The organism is Streptomyces sp. NPDC107765 (assembly GCF_055657085.1).
In genome coordinates this window covers 112666-130422 of sequence record NZ_JBVKBL010000022.1, presented here as the reverse complement: position 1 = coordinate 130422, position 17757 = coordinate 112666, and the positions used below count along the sequence as shown (strand labels likewise).

15 protein-coding genes are annotated in these 17757 nt (G+C 73.5%); 12 read left to right on the top strand and 3 right to left on the bottom strand.

The features are described 5' to 3' along the window. Nucleotides 1-98 precede the first annotated feature (98 nt). The 9 genes from ACZ7MX_RS36390 to ACZ7MX_RS36350 all read left to right on the top strand — a co-directional run bounded on the left by ACZ7MX_RS36390 (nt 99) and on the right by ACZ7MX_RS36350 (nt 9188). Complete coding sequence (locus tag ACZ7MX_RS36390; protein ID WP_472138557.1) at nt 99-758, top strand: response regulator; 660 nt, start codon at nt 99-101, stop codon at nt 756-758. 114 nt (nt 759-872) lie between these two features. Beyond that, complete coding sequence (locus ACZ7MX_RS36385) at nt 873-3677, top strand: DNA translocase FtsK (RefSeq protein ID WP_472138555.1); 2805 nt, start codon at nt 873-875, stop codon at nt 3675-3677. Between the two features lie 226 nt (nt 3678-3903). Next, nucleotides 3904-4707, top strand: coding sequence for a helix-turn-helix domain-containing protein (locus ACZ7MX_RS36380; RefSeq protein ID WP_472138553.1), 804 nt, complete (start codon nt 3904-3906; stop codon nt 4705-4707). Between the two features lie 103 nt (nt 4708-4810). Further along, nucleotides 4811-6322, top strand: coding sequence for a 30S ribosomal protein S12 methylthiotransferase RimO (gene rimO, locus ACZ7MX_RS36375; protein WP_472138552.1), 1512 nt, complete (start codon nt 4811-4813; stop codon nt 6320-6322). Next, nucleotides 6319-6969 carry a CDP-diacylglycerol--glycerol-3-phosphate 3-phosphatidyltransferase gene (gene pgsA / locus ACZ7MX_RS36370; RefSeq protein WP_472138550.1) on the top strand — a complete coding sequence of 217 codons (651 nt, stop codon included), beginning with the start codon at nt 6319-6321 and terminating at the stop codon, nt 6967-6969. Before rimO ends, pgsA begins: the two co-directional genes overlap by 4 nt. Then, entirely contained in the window at nt 6966-7502 is a 537-nt protein-coding gene (locus tag ACZ7MX_RS36365; protein WP_030415588.1) for a CinA family protein, read from the top strand. The genes pgsA and ACZ7MX_RS36365 overlap by 4 nt, the downstream gene beginning before the upstream one ends. A 94-nt stretch (nt 7503-7596) precedes the next feature. Next, the gene (locus tag ACZ7MX_RS36360; RefSeq protein ID WP_362137141.1) at nt 7597-7980 is read left to right on the top strand and encodes a helix-turn-helix domain-containing protein; all 384 of its coding nucleotides are present in this window, start codon (nt 7597-7599) and stop codon (nt 7978-7980) included. A 293-nt stretch (nt 7981-8273) separates the two neighbouring features. Further along, nucleotides 8274-8744: a Dps family protein gene (locus ACZ7MX_RS36355; protein WP_472138548.1), complete on the top strand. Its 471-nt coding sequence runs from the start codon at nt 8274-8276 to the stop codon at nt 8742-8744. Nucleotides 8745-8837: 93 nt separating this feature from the next. Then, nucleotides 8838-9188, top strand: coding sequence for a hypothetical protein (locus ACZ7MX_RS36350; protein ID WP_472138546.1), 351 nt, complete (start codon nt 8838-8840; stop codon nt 9186-9188). On the opposite strand, the gene ACZ7MX_RS36345 is transcribed toward ACZ7MX_RS36350, so the two are convergent. Genes ACZ7MX_RS36345 through ACZ7MX_RS36335 form a run of 3 tightly spaced genes read right to left on the bottom strand, consistent with a single transcriptional unit; the run spans nt 9136 to nt 15540 of the window. Further along, the gene (locus ACZ7MX_RS36345; RefSeq protein ID WP_472138544.1) at nt 9136-9912 is read right to left on the bottom strand and encodes an SDR family NAD(P)-dependent oxidoreductase; all 777 of its coding nucleotides are present in this window, start codon (nt 9910-9912) and stop codon (nt 9136-9138) included. The genes ACZ7MX_RS36350 and ACZ7MX_RS36345 overlap by 53 nt on opposite strands. 31 nt (nt 9913-9943) lie before the next feature. After that, nucleotides 9944-10738 carry an Fpg/Nei family DNA glycosylase gene (locus tag ACZ7MX_RS36340; RefSeq protein WP_472138542.1) on the bottom strand — a complete coding sequence of 265 codons (795 nt, stop codon included), beginning with the start codon at nt 10736-10738 and terminating at the stop codon, nt 9944-9946. Nucleotides 10739-10767: 29 nt separating this feature from the next. Continuing rightward, nucleotides 10768-15540, bottom strand: a complete 4773-nt coding sequence (locus ACZ7MX_RS36335; protein ID WP_472138540.1) for an Lhr family helicase — start codon at nt 15538-15540, stop codon at nt 10768-10770. 126 nt (nt 15541-15666) lie between these two features. Here ACZ7MX_RS36335 and ACZ7MX_RS36330 point away from each other — a divergent pair, with 126 nt between their 5' ends. From ACZ7MX_RS36330 to ACZ7MX_RS36320, 3 genes are all read left to right on the top strand, one after another. After that, nucleotides 15667-16551, top strand: a complete 885-nt coding sequence (locus tag ACZ7MX_RS36330; RefSeq protein WP_472138538.1) for an AraC family transcriptional regulator — start codon at nt 15667-15669, stop codon at nt 16549-16551. A gap of 72 nt (nt 16552-16623) precedes the next feature. After that, the gene (locus ACZ7MX_RS36325) at nt 16624-17430 is read left to right on the top strand and encodes an AzlC family ABC transporter permease (protein WP_472138536.1); all 807 of its coding nucleotides are present in this window, start codon (nt 16624-16626) and stop codon (nt 17428-17430) included. Beyond that, the gene (locus tag ACZ7MX_RS36320; protein ID WP_201809792.1) at nt 17427-17735 is read left to right on the top strand and encodes an AzlD domain-containing protein; all 309 of its coding nucleotides are present in this window, start codon (nt 17427-17429) and stop codon (nt 17733-17735) included. The genes ACZ7MX_RS36325 and ACZ7MX_RS36320 overlap by 4 nt, the downstream gene beginning before the upstream one ends. Nucleotides 17736-17757 lie beyond the last annotated feature (22 nt).

Here is a 17757-nt window from a genome sequence, read left to right as displayed (position 1 = left end):
GGGGTGCAGCTACCATGACCGGCACAAGGACGGGCGGCATGACGGAGTCGTCCCCTGGGGCGGCGTCCGGTTCACTGCCGGGGCGAGGAGGACGGGCCATGGTGCAGAAGGCCAAGATCCTCCTGGTCGATGACCGGCCGGAGAATCTGCTGGCGCTGGAGGCGATCCTCTCCGCGCTCGATCAGACACTGGTGCGGGCATCGTCCGGGGAGGAAGCGCTCAAAGCACTGCTCACGGACGATTTCGCGGTGATTCTGCTCGATGTGCAGATGCCGGGCATGGACGGTTTCGAGACCGCCGCGCACATCAAGCGGCGTGAGCGCACCCGTGACATCCCGATCATCTTCCTCACGGCCATCAACCACGGTCCGCACCACACCTTCCGCGGCTACGCGGCCGGCGCGGTGGACTACATCTCCAAGCCGTTCGACCCGTGGGTGCTGCGCGCGAAGGTCTCGGTCTTCGTCGAGCTGTACATGAAGAACTGCCAACTGCGGGAGCAGGCCTCCCTGCTGAGGCTGCAGCTGGAGGGCGGCCGGGCCAGCGCCGACGAGGCGCGGGAGTCGGCGGGGCTGCTCGCCGAGCTGTCCGCGCGGCTGGCGGCGGTCGAGGAGCAGGCGGAGGCGCTGTCCAAGCAGCTGGACGAGACCGCGGACGCCGCGGCGGTGGCCACCGCGGCCCACCTGGAGCGCAAACTCACCGGGCTGCGCCGGGCGCTGGACGCCCTGGAGCCGGGGGCCGGGGCCGCCACGGGGTGAGCGCGGGGCGGCCGCCGGGCCGCTGACGCCCCCTCATGAGACGGGCGCGCGACACGGATGGGTGAAGCGCCGTGCGCTCGTGTCATGCCCGCGATCGCCTGTAATCTCGTCGCCATGGCCTCACGTACGTCCGGCAAGGGAACCCAGAGCACGGCGGGCCCCTCGAAGCAGCGCGCCGGACGGTCCGGGGGCGCGGCCAAGAAGACCGCAGCGAAGAAGGCGCCCGCGAAACCGCCCGCCAAGAAGGCCGTGGCGAAAAAGGTCCCGGCCAAGAAGGCCCCGGCCAAGAAGGCGCCCGCAAAGAAGGCCCCGCCCAGACCGGCACCGTCCCCGACCGGCGGGGTGTACCGCCTGGTCCGCGCCTGCTGGCTGGGGATCGCGCACGCCATCGGAGCGGTGTTCCGCGGGATGGGCCGCGGCGCGAAGAACCTCGACCCGGCGCACCGCAAGGACGGCCTGGCCCTCGGGCTGCTCGGGCTGGCACTGGTGATCGCGGCCGGCACCTGGTCCAACCTCTCCGGTCCGGTCGGCGACCTCGTCGAGCTGCTGGTGACCGGCGCGTTCGGCCGCCTCGACCTGGTCGTCCCGATACTGCTCGGCGGCATCGCGGTGCGGCTCATCCGGCACCCGGAGCAGCCGGAGGCCAACGGACGGATCGTCATCGGGCTGTCGGCACTGGTCGTCGGCGTCCTCGGGCAGGTCGCGATGGCCTGCGGCTCGCCGGGGCGCGGCGATGGTTTCGCGGCCATACAGGACGCCGGCGGCTACCTCGGGTGGGTCGCCTCCAAGCCGCTGATCTTCACCGTCGGCCAGACCCTGGCCGTGGCGCTGCTGGCGCTGCTGACCGTCTTCGGGCTGCTGGTGGTCACCGCGACGCCGGTCAACGCGATCCCGCAGCGGCTGCGGGCGCTCGGCGTGCGGCTGGGCGTGGTGCATCCCCTGGAGGAGGAGGTGTACTTCGACGAGGCCGAGGAGTACGCCGAGGACTGGCGTGAGCAGCCCGCGCGCGGCCCCCGTCGCCGTACCCCCGCGGCGTCCGTCCCGGCCGATCCGGACTCCCTGGAGGAGGCGGCGCTGGCCAAGCGGCGCCGGCCGCGCCGGAGCTCCGTACAGCCCGCCGCGGACCGGCCGATGGACGCGGTGGACGTGGCCGCCGCGGCCGCCGCGGCGCTGGACGGCGCGGTGCTGCACGGTGTCCAGCCCTCCCCGCTCGTGGCCGGGCTCAGCAGCGGCATCTCGACCGAGCACCGCGAGCACGACGGTGCGGACACCGCGGGGGAGAGCGGTACGGTCCCGCCGGCCCGTGGCGCCGGGCCGAAGCCGGAGCCGGAGCCGACGCCCGCCGAGGAGCCGGCCACCGCGTCCGTACCGGACTTCACCAAGGCCCCGCCCGAGCCGTCCGGCGAGCTGCCGCCGCGCGCCGAGCAGCTCCAGCTGTCCGGGGACATCACCTATGCGCTGCCGTCGCTGGACCTGCTCGAACGGGGCGGGCCGGGCAAGACCCGCAGTGCCGCGAACGACGCCATAGTGGCCGCGCTGACCACGGTCTTCCAGGAGTTCAAGGTCGACGCCGCGGTCACCGGGTTCACCCGCGGCCCGACGGTCACCCGCTACGAGGTCGAGCTGGGCCCGGCCGTCAAGGTCGAGAAGATCACCGCGCTGGCGAAGAACATCGCGTACGCGGTGGCCAGTCCCGACGTCCGGATCATCAGCCCGATCCCGGGCAAGTCCGCGGTCGGCATCGAGATCCCCAACACCGACCGCGAGATGGTCAACCTCGGCGACGTGCTGCGGCTCGCGGACTCCGCCGAGGACGACGACCCGATGCTGGTGGCCTTCGGCAAGGACGTCGAGGGCGGGTACGTCATGCACTCGCTGGCGAAGATGCCGCACATGCTGGTGGCCGGCGCCACCGGCTCCGGCAAGTCGTCCTGCATCAACTGCCTGATCACCTCGGTGATGATGCGCGCCACGCCGGAGGACGTCCGGATGGTGCTGGTCGACCCCAAGCGCGTCGAGCTGACCGCCTACGAGGGCATCCCGCACCTGATCACGCCGATCATCACCAACCCCAAGCGGGCCGCCGAGGCGCTGCAGTGGGTGGTGCGCGAGATGGACCTGCGCTACGACGACCTGGCGGCCTACGGCTTCCGGCACATCGACGACTTCAACGAGGCGGTGCGCGAGGGCAGGGTCAGCGCGCCCGAGGGCAGCGAGCGGGAGCTGACGCCCTACCCGTACCTGCTGGTGATCGTCGACGAGCTGGCGGACCTGATGATGGTCGCGCCGCGCGACGTGGAGGACTCCATCGTCCGCATCACCCAGCTCGCCCGGGCCGCCGGCATCCACCTGGTGCTCGCCACCCAGCGGCCGTCCGTCGACGTCGTGACCGGTCTGATCAAGGCCAATGTGCCCTCGCGGCTCGCGTTCGCCACGTCCTCGCTGGCCGACAGCCGGGTCATCCTCGACCAGCCGGGTGCCGAGAAGCTGATCGGCAAGGGTGACGGGCTGTTCCTGCCGATGGGGGCGAACAAGCCGACCCGTATGCAGGGCGCGTTCGTCACCGAGGCCGAGGTCCACGCCGTGGTCAAGCACTGCAAGGACCAGATGGCCCCGGTCTTCCGGGACGACGTGACGGTGGGCAGCAAGCAGAAGAAGGAGATCGACGAGGACATCGGCGATGACCTCGACCTGCTGTGTCAGGCCGCTGAGCTGGTGGTTTCCACCCAGTTCGGGTCGACGTCGATGCTCCAGCGCAAGCTGCGGGTGGGCTTCGCGAAGGCCGGCCGGCTGATGGACCTGATGGAGTCGCGCAACATCGTCGGGCCCAGCGAGGGGTCGAAGGCTCGTGACGTTCTTGTGAAACCTGACGAACTGGACGGAGTGCTGGCGGTGATCCGGGGGGAGGCTACGGAGTAGCACAGACATCCGGGTCACCCGTACGGGAGACGCAAGCAACCGTTTCTCCTGCCGACACGTCAAGTTGAGGGAGGCGAGGGAACGATGCTTCATCATCAACCCGCACGGCACCCCCGCGGGGCGTTCTGATGGCGTACAAACCGAGCTCTCCCGCTTGCCCGACCCTTTCGCTCCACCCCTAGACTGAGCTTCCAGCAGGTGGCTACACGCTCGAAAGGCGCCGCCCGTGTCCATCGGCAACTCCCCCGAAGCAGACCGGCCTTCCGTCGGTCGCGCCCTCCAGCAGGCCCGTATCGCCGCGGGACTGACCGTCGAAGAGGTCAGTACGACGACACGGGTGCGCATCCCCATCGTGCACGCGATCGAGCAGGACGACTTCTCGCGCTGCGGCGGTGACGTCTACGCCCGGGGGCACATCAGAGCGCTCGCCCGCGCCGTGTCGCTCGACCCCGGCCCGCTGATCGCGCACTTCGACGCCGAGCACGGCGGCCGGCCGACGCCGACCGATCTTGCCGCCCCGATCTACGAGGCCGACCGGATCCGCTCCGAGCCGCGCCGGCCGAACTGGACGGCGGCGATGGTCGCGGCGATCGTCGCGGTGGTCGGTTTCGCCGGCTTCACGCTCTTCACCGGCGGCGACAAGAGCGACAACAGCCCGATCGCGTCCGATTCGCACGCCAAGCCGGCGCCGGCGCCCACCCGCCACCCCTCGACGATCAAGCCGCCGCTGCCGGAGCCGTCCGACAGTGCGGTCGCCGGACTGCCGAAGGACAAGGTGACGATCAAGGTCACCGCCAAGGACGGCCAGAGCTGGGTCTCCGCCAAGGACGCCAACGGCAAGCTGCTGGAGGACAGCCTGCTCAAGCAGGGCGAGTCCAAGACGATCACCGACAAGAAGCGGATCGACCTGGTCCTCGGCAATGCGCCGGTCGTACAGCTGTACGTCAATGGCAAAGAGGTCAAGGAGATCGGTGAGAAGGGGCCCGTCGAGCGGCTCAGCTACACGCCGGGGGATCCCCAGGCGGGCTGAGCGCCGCGCTCCGGACCGCGTCCGCCGCCCGGCCCGGGGCCCCTGGGCCCGGCGGCGGAGACCTGCGCGAAGGGGGTGTCCGGGACGAAGTAGGCTGAGCCCTATGCCCGAACGCCGTACCGTCGCCCTTGTCACCCTTGGCTGCGCCCGTAACGAGGTGGACTCGGAGGAGCTCGCAGGCCGCCTGGCGGCGGACGGCTGGGAGCTGGTCGAGGAAGCCGCCGAAGCCGATGTCGCCGTCGTCAACACCTGCGGGTTCGTCGAGGCCGCCAAGAAGGACTCCGTCGATGCCCTGCTGGAAGCCAACGATCTGAAGGCCGCGGCCCGTGAGGGGGGCGGCAGAACGCAGGCCGTGGTCGCCGTCGGCTGCATGGCCGAGCGCTACGGCAAGGAGCTCGCCGAGGCGCTGCCCGAGGCCGACGGCGTGCTCGGTTTCGACGACTACGCCGACATCTCCGACCGGCTGCAGACCATCCTCAGCGGCGGCGTCCACGCCTCGCACACCCCGCGCGACCGCCGCAAGCTGCTGCCGATCAGCCCGGCCGAGCGGCAGGGCTCCGCCGGGGTCGCGCTGCCCGGCCACGCCCAGGCCGAGGCGCCGGCCGCCCCGCCCGAGGACCTGCCGGAGGGCGTCGCGCCCGCCTCCGGGCCGCGCGCCCCGCTGCGCCGCCGGCTCGGCAGCAGCCCGGTGGCGTCGGTGAAGCTGGCGTCCGGCTGCGACCGGCGCTGCACGTTCTGCGCCATCCCGTCCTTCCGCGGCTCCTTCATCTCCCGCCGGCCCTCCGACGTGCTCGGTGAGACCCGCTGGCTGGCCGAGCAGGGCGTCAAGGAGATCATGCTGGTCTCCGAGAACAACACCTCCTACGGCAAGGACCTCGGCGACATCCGCCTGCTGGAGACGCTGCTGCCCGAGCTGGCGGCCGTCGACGGCATCGAGCGGATCCGGGTCAGCTATCTGCAGCCGGCCGAAATGCGACCGGGTCTGATCGACGTCCTGACCGGGACCGACAAGGTCGCGCCCTACTTCGATCTTTCCTTCCAGCACTCGGCGCCCGGTGTGCTGCGGGCGATGCGGCGCTTCGGCGACACCGACCGCTTCCTGGAGCTGCTGGCGCAGATCCGCACGAAGGCCCCGCAGGCGGGTGTCCGGTCCAACTTCATCGTGGGCTTCCCCGGGGAGAGCGAGGGCGATCTGGCGGAGCTGGAGCGCTTCCTCACCGAGGCCCGGCTCGACGCCATCGGCGTCTTCGGCTACTCCGACGAGGACGGCACCGAGGCCGCGTCGTACGAGAACAAGCTCGACCCGGACGAGGTCGCCGAGCGGCTGGCGCGGGTGTCGCGGCTGGCCGAGGAGCTCAGCGCGCAGCGCGCCGAGGAGCGGATCGGCGAGACGGTGCGGGTGCTGGTCGACCGTGACGACGAGGAGGACGGTCTCGTCGGGCGGGCCGCGCACCAGGCGCCCGAGACCGACGGCGTCACCCTGCTCTCGACCGGCGAGGAGCTGTCGCCCGGTCGTATGGTCGAAGCAAAGGTGGTGGCGAGCGAGGGCGTGGACCTGGTGGCGGAGGTGCTGTCGGTGGACGGCACGTCGTGTACCGAGGAGGCGGCCAGATGACCGGAGTCCCGGCTTCCGCAACTGGTGGCCCGCGCCCGGCGCCGGCCGTCCGGCAGGCCGGGCTGTGGAACATCGCCAACGTCCTGACGATGCTGCGGCTGGTGCTGGTCCCCGCCTTCGTGGTCCTCCTGATGCACGACAACGGGACCGATCGGGCCTGGCGCGCCTTCGCCTGGGCCGCCTTCGCGATCGCCATGATCACCGATGTCTTCGACGGACATCTGGCGCGCACGTACAACCTGGTCACCGACTTCGGCAAGATCGCCGACCCGATCGCGGACAAGGCGATCATGGGCGCGGCGCTGATCTGCCTGTCGGTGCTCGGTGATCTGCCCTGGTGGGTGACGGGCGTGATCCTCTTCCGTGAGCTCGGCATCACACTGATGCGCTTCTGGGTGATCAAGCACGGTGTGATTCCGGCCAGCCGCGGCGGCAAGATCAAGACATTGGCGCAGGGCACCGCGGTCGGGATGTACGTCCTGGTGCTGACCGGGCCCCTGGCGACCTTCCGCTGGTGGGTGATGGCGGCGGCCGTGGTGCTGACGGTCGCGACCGGACTCGACTACGTCCGGCAGGCCGTCGTGCTGCGCCGGGCCGGGCTGGCGCGGGAGCGGGCCGCCCGGGCCGAACAGGACACCGTCCGGTGACCGGGCCGGGTTCTGCCGCGGCCGGGGCGCTGGAGCTGCTCGCCGGACGGGGGCAGAGCCTGGCCGTGGCGGAGTCGCTGACCGGCGGCCTGGTGGCCGGCACGCTGACCGCGGTCCCCGGGGCCTCACGGGTGCTGCGCGGCTCGATCACCGCGTACGCCACCGACCTCAAGCGGGACGTCCTGGGCGTCGACGGCGCCCTGCTGGCCGCGCGCGGGGCCGTGGACGGCGAGGTCGCCCGGCAGATGGCGGCCGGTGTGCGACGGGTGCTGGGCGCCGACTGGGGCATCGCCACCACGGGCGTCGCCGGACCCGATCCGCAGGACGGGCAGCCGGTGGGCACCGTCTTCGTCGCGGTGCAGGGGCCGGACGGCGCCGGCGAGGTGCGCCGGCTGGCGTTCACGGGGGATCGCGACCGGATCCGCCGGGACACCATTGACGCGGTGCTCGCACTGTTGTTGAGCGAACTGACAGAAAATGCGCGGGCACAGGATACGGAACAACACGGGGGGAATGGATGTTTGCAGCCCTGAGTGAACACGTACTTGCGCCCGGCACGGCCGCGGCCCGAGGCGGTACGGTGGGGCGAGAAGGATCCGGATCCGAGGTCCGAGGAGGGAGCCAGCGATGATTCTGCTTCGTCGCCTGCTGGGTGACGTTCTGCGCCGACAGCGTCAGCGCCAGGGCCGAACCCTGCGCGAGGTCTCGTCCTCCGCTCGGGTGTCGCTCGGCTATTTGTCCGAGGTCGAGAGGGGGCAGAAGGAGGCTTCCTCCGAGCTGCTCTCGGCGATCTGTGACGCGCTGGACGTGCGCATGTCCGAGCTGATGCGGGAGGTCAGCGACGAGCTGGCGCTCGCCGAGCTGGCCGCGTCCGCGGCCGCGAGCGACGCGGTGCCGGCGCCGGTGCGGCCGAAGCTCAATTCGGTGTCCGTCACGTCCCTTGCCGGCGTACCGGAGGAGCGCGTGACGATCAAGTCCCCGGCCGACGTCGTGGATGTCGTCGCGGCCTGACACACCTGTTCACAGGCGTCCGGAGCCCCGGCGGGCAGCAGCCCGCCGGGGCTCCGTGCTGTCCGGGGAAGGTCCGGCGGAGCACCCCGCGCCGCTCAGAACGTGCGATTCATTTGTACGATGGCTAAATCGGACAAATGGTCCGAATTGCTGTCGGGATCGCCCACGGGACGCGCCCAGCTGGATCGATCACCCGGACCGGTCGGCCAGATCGGTCGGACCGGTCGTCCGGACCGTGTGCGGCCCGATCGGGTCCGGTCGGGCTCGATCCCCGTTCGAACAGGAGTATCTGGATGTCTGTCGTCAAGAGCACGCTGTCCGACGAAGCCCGAGGCATCGTGGGGAACGCCCTGCAGGGCGCCCTCGTCGACCTGGTGGACCTGTCCCTCGTCGCCAAGCAGGTCCACTGGAACGTCGTCGGCCCCCGGTTCCGCTCCGTGCACCTCCAGCTCGACGAGGTGGTCGCCAGCGCACGGACGCACATGGACACGGTGGCCGAGCGGGCGGCCGCGATCGGGGTGTCCCCGGACGGCCGGGCCGGCACCGTCGCCAAGACCAGCGGCATCAACGAGGTGCAGGACGGCTGGATCAAGGACGGCGACGTGGTGCGGGCCATGGTGAACGCCCTGGGCGCGGTCATCGGCCGGATGCGCGAGCGGATCATCGCCACCGACGAGCCGGACCCGGTCACCCAGGACATCCTGATCGGCCTCACCGCCGACCTGGAGAAGCACCACTGGATGTTCCAGGCCGAGGCCCACTGACGGTGCCCGTGGTGGCTCCGCGCGCCGCAAACGCCCCGGTGCGCTCTCCCCGCCGACGGCGGGCCCGTCTAGCGTCGGCCGGAGGAGGCAGCCATGGCGTGGCGTGGAACCGCGGGCCGCGGACCGGTCGGCCGGCTCCCGGAGGGTGAGCCGGCCGGCCGTCGTCCGCGGGGCGTCCGGGGGCGCCGGATATCCGCCGCCCTCGTCGGGGGGCTGTGGTGGTGCGCCGTGTTCCGGCTGGCGTTCTGGCCGCAGGCGGCGGGCCTGGTCGAGGGTGCCGTGGCGCTCGGCGGCTGGGGCCTGAGCCTGCTGCCGGTGCACTGCGTGCCGTGGACGGGCCGGAACGAGTCCCGGCGCCGGCGGGCCGTGCTCCGGCGGGCCCGGATGGCGTTCACCACGGCATGGCGACGCCGCCGTTGGGGCGGAGGATCTGGCCGGTCGTGAAGGATGCGGCGTCCGACGCGAGGTACAGCACGGCGTGCGCGACATCTACCGGCTCTCCCACCCGCCCCAGCGGTGACCTCCGGATCATCGGCGCCTCCGCCCGGCGCTGCGCCTCCTCGGTGGGGCGGTCGGTCATCGGGGTGCGGATCCAGCCCGGTGCGACGGCGTTGACGCGGATGCCGTGCCGGCCAACCTCGGTGGCCAGCGTCCTGGTCAGCTGCACGACGGCGGCCTTGGCAGCCCCGTAGCAGAGCAGGCCCGGTGCGCCGGTGTCGATCGCACCGGAGGCCATGGTCACGAGGGAGCCGCGGGTGCCGGTGGCGATCATCGCCCGGGCGGCTTCCTGGCAGCCGTGCAGCACCCCCTTGAAGTTGGTGTTCCACACCCGGTCCAGATCCTCGTCCGTGGTCTCCAGGACGGGGGCGGAGTGCATGATTCCGGCGATGTTCGCCATCACGTCGAGCCGGCCGGAGGCCGAGCGGGCCGCATCGACGACGGCGGCGACCTCGGCCCGGCGGGTGACGTCGACGCGGTGGGCGTACGCGATGCCGCCGGCCGCGGTGAGGGCCGCGGCGGCCGCCTGCGCGCCCCGTTCGTCGAGGTCCGCGCAGTGCACCGTGGCACCGGCCGCGGCCAGGAGCGCCGCGGTGGCACGGCCGATTCCGTTCGCCGCGCCGGTCACGATCGCGGTGCGGCCCGTGAGGTCGTACGCGGGCAGAGGCATGCCGGGAGGGTAGGCCCGAGCTGACGGGTCGTCAATTCCCTGCGGAGGGCTGACAGCGAGGGCACCAGTAGGTGACGCGTTCCTCGGCCGCGGGGTCCTGGTCGGCGGAGCGGACCGGCGTACCGCAGCGCAGGCAGGGGCGGCCGGCCCGGCCGTAGACCCACAGCCGGCGGTCCGGGCGGGCGCTGGGCGTGGTGGTACGCGCCAGGCGCCGCTTGTTCGCCTCCAGCAGCTTCTTGGCGAGCGCCGGCGCCCGCTCCGGCGCGGGCAGCTCCCCCACGGGCAGCCAGGGCGAGGCGCGCAGCAGGAAGCACAGCTCCGACTTGAAGACGTTGCCGATGCCGGCCAGATTGCGCTGGTCGAGCAGGGCCTCGCCGAGCGGCCGCCGCGGGGCGTCGAGCAGCCGGCGCAGCGCCTCGGCGGCATCCCAGTCGGGACCCAGCAGATCAGGTCCCAGATGGCCGACGACCCGCGGTTCCTCGGCCGTCGGCAGCAGATCGAGGACCGGGAGACGGTAGCCGACCGCGGTGTGCTCCGCCGTGCCGAGGACCGCCCGGATCTGATGGGCCGGTCCGCCGCGCCAGCGCTCGGCGGGACCGTAGATCTGCCAGGCGCCGTCCATCCGCAGATGGGAGTGGAGGGTGAGGCCGCCCTCGAAACGGGTCAGCAGATGCTTGCCGCGGGGGACCACCGCCTGCACCTCGCGGCCGGTCAGGTCCACCGTCGCGAGCTTGGGCACCCGCAGGTCGCAGCGGGTCAGCGGCCGGCCGGCCAGCGCTTCGTGCAGCCGCTGCGCCAGCCGCCAGACGGTGTCACCTTCGGGCATGCCCCCATCATGCCGGTCCGCCGGCGCCGTCAGCCGCGCAGCCGCAGCCCCCGCGGCGTCGGGTGGAAGCCGGCGGACTCCAGGACGACGGCGAACGGTGAGGTGAGGGCCGCGGTGCCGTTGATGCGCTCGGTGGTGATCGTGCCCAGCGCGCCGGCCCGGGCGGCGTCGGTCAGCGCCTCCACCGCGATACGCAGCCGCGGGTCCGTCGTGGCCCCGGCCGGGTCCTGGCCCAGCGGCCACATCAGCAGGGTCTTGCCGCCGCGCTCCATGTAGAGCGTCAGCTCACCGTCGACCAGGACCACCATGGAGCCCGCCTTCCGGCCGGGCTTGTGGGTCGAGCCCTCGGGCGGATCGGGCCAGGACAGGGCGGCGCCGTAGGCATTGGCCGGATCGGCGGCGGCCAGCACCACGGCCCGCTGCGGACCGCCGCGGCGCTGCGGCCCGGCGTCCGGCAGCGCCTCGTCGACGGTGCGCTCCCGCTGGGTGTTCACCGCGCGCAGCCGGTCCACCGCACCGTCCATCGCGAACTGCGCGGCGCCCAGCCCCTCGACGACATAGCCGCGGCGGGCCTGGCCGGACTCCTCGAAGGCGGCCAGGACGCGGTACGCGGCGGAGAACCCGCCCTCGACCCCTTCGGCCGCGACCGCGCCGCGGGTGACGATGCCGTGCCGGTCCAGGAGCGTACGGGCCAGGGCGTGCGCGCGGTGGGTGGGGTCCGGCTCGGGAGCGGGCAGCAGCGACCAGCGGCCGCCGACGGTCGGCGGGCCCGACCGGGACGCCGTGGGCCGGACGCCGTGCCCGGCGGCCATGGCCAGCGAGCCGTACCGCCCGCGGGGGACGGCGCGCCGGGCGCGGTGCGCCGTCGAACCGGCCGTACGGCCCGAGCCGAGCAGCGCCCGCAGCGGGGCGAGGGTGTCATTGGTCAGCCGGCCCGACCAGGCCAGGTCCCAGAGCGCGTCGGCCAGTTGGGGATCGGTCACCTCGGGGTGGGTGGTCGCCCGGACCTGGTCGGCGAGCTGGCGGAAGAACAGGCCGTACCCGGGGGCGAGCGCGGCCAGCAGCGACTCATGGAGGGCGGTCAGCTCCAACGGGAGCGGCGGCGGCAGCAGCAGCGGAGCCGCGTCCGCGAGATGCAGCGAGAGCCAGCCGTCCTTGCCGGGCAGCGCACCGGCACCCGCCCACAACACCTCGCCGGTGGCGGTGAGTTCGTCCAGCATGGCCGGGGTGTACCCACCGACGCGGGACGGCAGCACCAGCTTCTCCAGGGCCGAGGCCGGCACCGGCGCGCCCTGCAGCTGCTCGACGGCGCGCACCAGCCCGTCGATCCCGCGCAGGCTGTGCGACGCGCCACCGGACGGCGCCGGCGGGCCGCTCACCGGGGCCGGACGCGGCGCGGCGACATGCTGCCACTGGGGCAGGAACGCGGCGAGCGCCGCCGGCGGCACCGGCTCCAGCTCCTCGCGCAGCGCGGCCAGCGAACGGCGGCGCAGTCTGCGCAGCACCTGGGCGTCGCACCACTCCTGGCCGATGCCCGCCGGATGGAACTCGCCCTGGACGACGCGGCCGGCGGCGGCGAGGCGGTGCAGCGCGCCGTCCGTGACCGCGGTGCCCAGCCCGAAGCGGGCGGCCGCCTGCTCGGACGTGAACGGCCCGTGCGTACGGGCGAAGCGGGACAGCAGATCGCCCAGCGGATCCTTGACCGGCTCCGTGAACGACTCAGGGACCCCGACCGGCAGCGCCGTGCCCAGGGCGTCCCGCAGGCGGCCGGCGTCCTCGACCGCGGCCCAGTGGTCGGCGCCGGCGATCCGCACCGAGATGGCCCGCCGGGCGGCGGCCAGCTCCCGCGGCCACGCCGGATCCGCGCCGCGCTCGACCAGCTCCGCGTCGGTCAGCGGCCCCAGCAGCCGCAGCACATCGGCCACCCCCTCGGCGTCCTTGACCCGGCGGTCCTCCGAAAGCCACTGCAGCTCGCGCTCCAGCTCGGCCAGCACCTCGGCGTCCAGCAGCTCGCGCAGCTCGGCCTGGCCCAGCAGCTCGGCGAGCAGCCGCGAGTCCAGCGACAGCGCGGCGGCCCGCCGCTCCGCGAGCGGGGAGTCGCCCTCGTACAGGAACTGGGCGACGTAGCCGAACAGCAGCGAGCGGGCGAACGGGGACGGCTCGGGGGTCGTGACCTCCACCAGACGGACCCGGCGAGCTTCGAGGTCGCCCATCAGCTCCGTCAGACCGGGCACGTCGAAGACGTCCTGGAGGCATTCGCGGACCGCCTCCAGCACGATCGGGAAGGACCCGAACTCGCTGGCCACCTGGAGAAGTTGGGCCGCGCGCTGCCGCTGCTGCCACAGCGGAGTGCGCTTGCCGGGACTGCGGCGCGGCAGCAGCAGGGCGCGGGCGGCGCACTCGCGGAACCGGGAGGCGAACAGCGCCGAGCCGCCCACCTGGTCCGTGACGAGCTGATCGACGTCGCCCGGGTCGAAGGCGACATCGGCGGCCCCCACCGGGGACTGCTCCGGGTCGTACTCCGCGCCGCGCGCACCCGACCCCGGGTCGCCGGCCGCGCCGAACCCGCCGTCCCCGTCGAGCAGGTCGAGGCCCATCAGGTCGGCGTCCGGCAGGCGCAGCACGATGCCGTCGTCGGCGTGCATCACCTGGGCGTCCAGGCCGTAGCGCTCGGCCAGCCGGGAGCCGAGGGCCAGCGCCCACGGGGCATGCACCTGCGCGCCGAACGGGGAGTGGATGACCACCCGCCAGTCGCCGAGCTCGTCGCGGAACCGCTCGACGACGATCGTGCGGTCATCCGGGACATGACCGCAGGCCTGCCGCTGCTCGGCGAGATAGCTCAGCACATTGGAGACCGCCCAGTCGTCCAGCCCGGCCGCGGCCAGCCGGCTCCGCGCCTCCTCCGGGTCGGCGGCCCCGATCTCCCTGAGGAACGCGCCCAGCGCCCGCCCCAGCTCCAGGGGGCGGCCCAGCTGGTCGCCCTTCCAGAACGGCAGCCGGCCGGGCACTCCGGGGGCGGGCGTGACCAGCACCCGGTCCCGGGTGATGTCCTCGATCCGCCAGGACGTCGTACCGAGCGTGAAGACGTCGCCGACCCGGGATTCGTAGACCATCTCCTCGTCGAGCTCGCCCACCCGTCGCCCGCCACCACCCTTGCCGGAGTCGCCGCCGGCCAGGAACACCCCGAACAGGCCGCGGTCCGGGATCGTGCCGCCCGACGTCACGGCCAGCCGCTGGGCCCCGGGGCGCCCCGTGACGGTCTGGGCGACCCGGTCCCACACCAGGCGCGGCCGCAGCTCGGCGAACGCGTCCGAGGGATAGCGGCCGGCGAGCATGTCCAGCACGGACCGGAACGCCGACTCCGGCAGCGCGGCGAACGGCGCCGCCCGCCGGACGACGGCCAGCAGCTCCGCCACGTCCCAGGTGTCCATCGCCGCCATCGCCACGATCTGCTGGGCGAGCACGTCCAGTGGATTGGCGGGCACCCGCAGCGCCTCGATGGCGCCGGTCCGCATCCGCTCCGTCACCACGGCCGCCTGCACCAGATCGCCGCGGTACTTCGGGAACACGATGCCCGTCGAGACCGCCCCGACCTGGTGGCCGGCCCGGCCCACCCGCTGCAGACCGGACGCGACCGACGGCGGCGACTCCACCTGCACCACCAAATCGACCGCGCCCATGTCGATGCCCAGCTCCAGACTGGACGTGGCGACCACGGCCGGCAGCCGGCCCGCCTTCAGGTCCTCCTCCACCTGGGCGCGCTGCTCCTTGGACACCGAGCCGTGGTGCGCCCGCGCCAGCAGCGGCGGCGCGCCCTTCGCGGCACCGGCCTCGGCCATCAGCTCCGCGGGGGAGTGGTGCTCGGGCAGCGCCGTCCCCGTCGTCCGCTCGTAGGCGATCTCGTTGAGGCGGTTGCACAGACGCTCCGCCAGGCGGCGCGAGTTGGCGAAGACGATCGTGGAGCGGTGCGCCTGCACCAGATCGGCGATCCGCTCCTCGACCTGGGGCCAGATGGACGGCTTCTCACCGGTCTCGCCCTCCCGGACCGGGGCGCTGCCCAGCTCGCCCATGTCCTCCACCGGGACGACCACCGACAACTCGAAGCGCTTCCCCGACGGCGGCTGGACGATCTCCACCCGGCGCTGCGGCGACAGATAGCGGGCCACCTCCTCCACCGGGCGCACCGTCGCCGACAGCCCGATCCGGCGCGCCGGACGGTCCAGCAGCTCGTCCAGCCGCTCCAGGGACAGCGCCAGATGTGCCCCGCGCTTCGTGCCGGCGACCGCGTGCACCTCGTCCACGATCACCGTCTCGACACCCGCCAGCGCCTCCCGCGCCGAGGACGTCAGCATCAGGAACAGCGACTCCGGCGTCGTGATGAGGATGTCCGGCGGGCGGTTGGCGATCGCCCGGCGCTCCGCCGGGGGCGTGTCCCCGGAACGGATCCCGACCCTGATGTCCGGCTCCGGCAGGCCCAGCCGCACGGACTCCTGCCGGATGCCCGTCAGCGGGCTGCGCAGATTGCGCTCCACATCGACGGCCAGCGCCTTCAGCGGAGACACGTACAGCACCCGGCAGCGCTTCCTGGGCTCCGCGGGCGGCGGCGTGGACGCCAGCGCGTCCAGCGACGCCAGGAACGCGGCGAGCGTCTTGCCGGAGCCCGTCGGCGCGACCACCAGGACGTCCGAGCCCGCGCCGATCGCCTGCCAGGCGCCCTCCTGCGCGGCGGTGGGCGCGCGGAACGCCCCGGCGAACCATCCGCGGGTCGCCGGCGAGAACGAGTCGAGCGCTGCCTTGGCCATGTTCCCCATCGTGCACCGGACCACTGACAACGCGGCCCCACCCGGCCGCCGGCGGACCGCCCCGCCCGCCGTCCACGCCTCGGACCCCCAGGTCACGGGCGCACGGTCCGGACGCAGAATGGAGACATGATCACGGTCAGCGGCGACGGCCCGGCCGCGGACGGCGCACCCGGCCCCGACGCCACACCGCGGGCGCGCGGGGAGTGGGCCCGGCACTGGCGCTACCCCGGCCTGCCCGGCCTCGACCTGCTGCGCGCCCGCTACGTACGGCACTCCTTCCCCCGCCACGCCCACGACGGCTACGTCGTCTGCGCGGTCACCTCCGGCATCGAGGAGGTCGGCCTCCAGAAGGGCACCGTCCGGGCCGGCCACGGCGGCATCATCATGATCAACCCCGAGGTCGCCCACACCGCGCGGGCCGGCGCCCCCGAAGGCTGGACCTACGCCACCCTCTACCCGTCGTCCGGCATCGTCGCCGAGATAGCCGACGAGACCGCGGCCCTGCGCGGCACCGCCGGCTTCACCGAAACCGTCGCCGAGGACCCCCGGCTCGCCCGCATGATCACCGACGTCCACCGGGCCGCCGAGGCGGGCAACGCGCTCGCCGCCGACAGCCTGCTGCGCCTCACCGTCGCCCGGCTGCTGCGCCGCTACGGAGGCCCCCTCCCGGCACGCACCCCACGCAGCGCGGGCGCGCGCAACGCGGCCCGCGCCCGTGCCGTACTGGAGGACCGGATCGCCGACCCGCCCTCCCTGGAACAGCTGGCACACGACCTCGGCACCAGCCCGTTCGCCCTGCTGCGGGCCTTCAAGGCCGCCTACGGGATGCCCCCGCACGCCTGGCTCACCGACGCCCGGGTCCGCCGGGCCCGCGCCCTCCTGGAGGCCGGCCACCCGCCCGCCGCCACCGCCGTCGCGGTCGGCTTCACCGACCAGCCGCACCTGAACCGCCACTTCACCCGGATCGTCGGGGTACCGCCCGGCGCGTACCGCAAGGAACGCGCCCTGTGAGCGGCCCGCGCCCGGCAGGAGGCGCAAGAACGTACAAGACCACCGGGAGCGCCCCCGCCTAAGGTCCCGGACGTGGCAGAACAGACAGACATACGCCCCACCGGAAAGGCCGCGCTGCCGGAACCGGCACGGCCCGCCAAACCCGACTCCGCCGTCGTCCGGGACGCCCTCGGCGTCGGCATCGCCGTCGGCCTCTCCGGCTTCGCCTTCGGCGTGACCTCGGCCGGCGCCGGCCTCACCCTGCTCCAGACCTGTGCGCTGAGCCTGCTCGTGTTCACCGGCGCCTCACAGTTCGCCCTGGTCGGCGCGCTCGCCGCGGGCGGCAACCCGCTCACCGCCGCAGCCGGGGCCTTCTTCCTCGGCGTGCGCAACGCCTTCTACGGACTGCGGCTCTCCGCCGTCCTCGGCCACCGGGCGGCGGTCCGCCCCTTCGCCGCCCACTGGGTCATCGACGAAACCACCGCCGTCACCCTGGCCCAGCCCGACCGACGCAGCGCCCGGCTCGGCTTCACCGTCACCGGCCTGAGCCTCTACGTCCTGTGGAACCTCACCACCCTCATCGGCGCCCTCGGGGCCGAGGCGCTCGGCGACACCGACGCCTGGGGCCTGGACGCGGCCAGCCCCGCGGTCTTCCTGGCGCTGCTCGCACCGATGCTGCGGAGCACCGTCGAGCGGGTGGCGGCCGGCCTCGCCGTCGTCCTGGTCATGACCACGCTGCCGCTGCTGCCCACCGGGGTACCGGTCCTGCTCTCGGCGCTCGCCGCCCCCGCCGTCCTCGTCGTACAGGGCCGCCGCGCACGGGCGAAGGGCGCCGGGAGCGACACGACCCCCACGGGCGACGCGCAGGGCCGCCCCGCCACCGAGGAGAAGCGGGCATGAACGTCTGGATCGCCATCGCCGCCACCGCCGTCGGCTGCTACCTGGTCAAGTACCTCGGCCTGTCGGCGCCCGCCGGGGTCCTGGAACGCCCGCTCGTCAAGCGGCTGGCCGCGCTGCTCCCGGTGGCCCTGCTGGCCGCGCTCACCGCACAGCAGACCTTCAGCGACGGCCACCACCTGATGCTCGACGCCAAGGCCGCAGGCGTGGCCGCCGCGGCCGTCGCGCTCGTCCTGCGCGCGCCGTTCCTGCTGGTCGTCGGCGTCGCCGTGGCCGTCACGGCAGGCGTACGGGCGCTGGGCGGCTGATGCCCCGCGGCGCCGCGGCCGC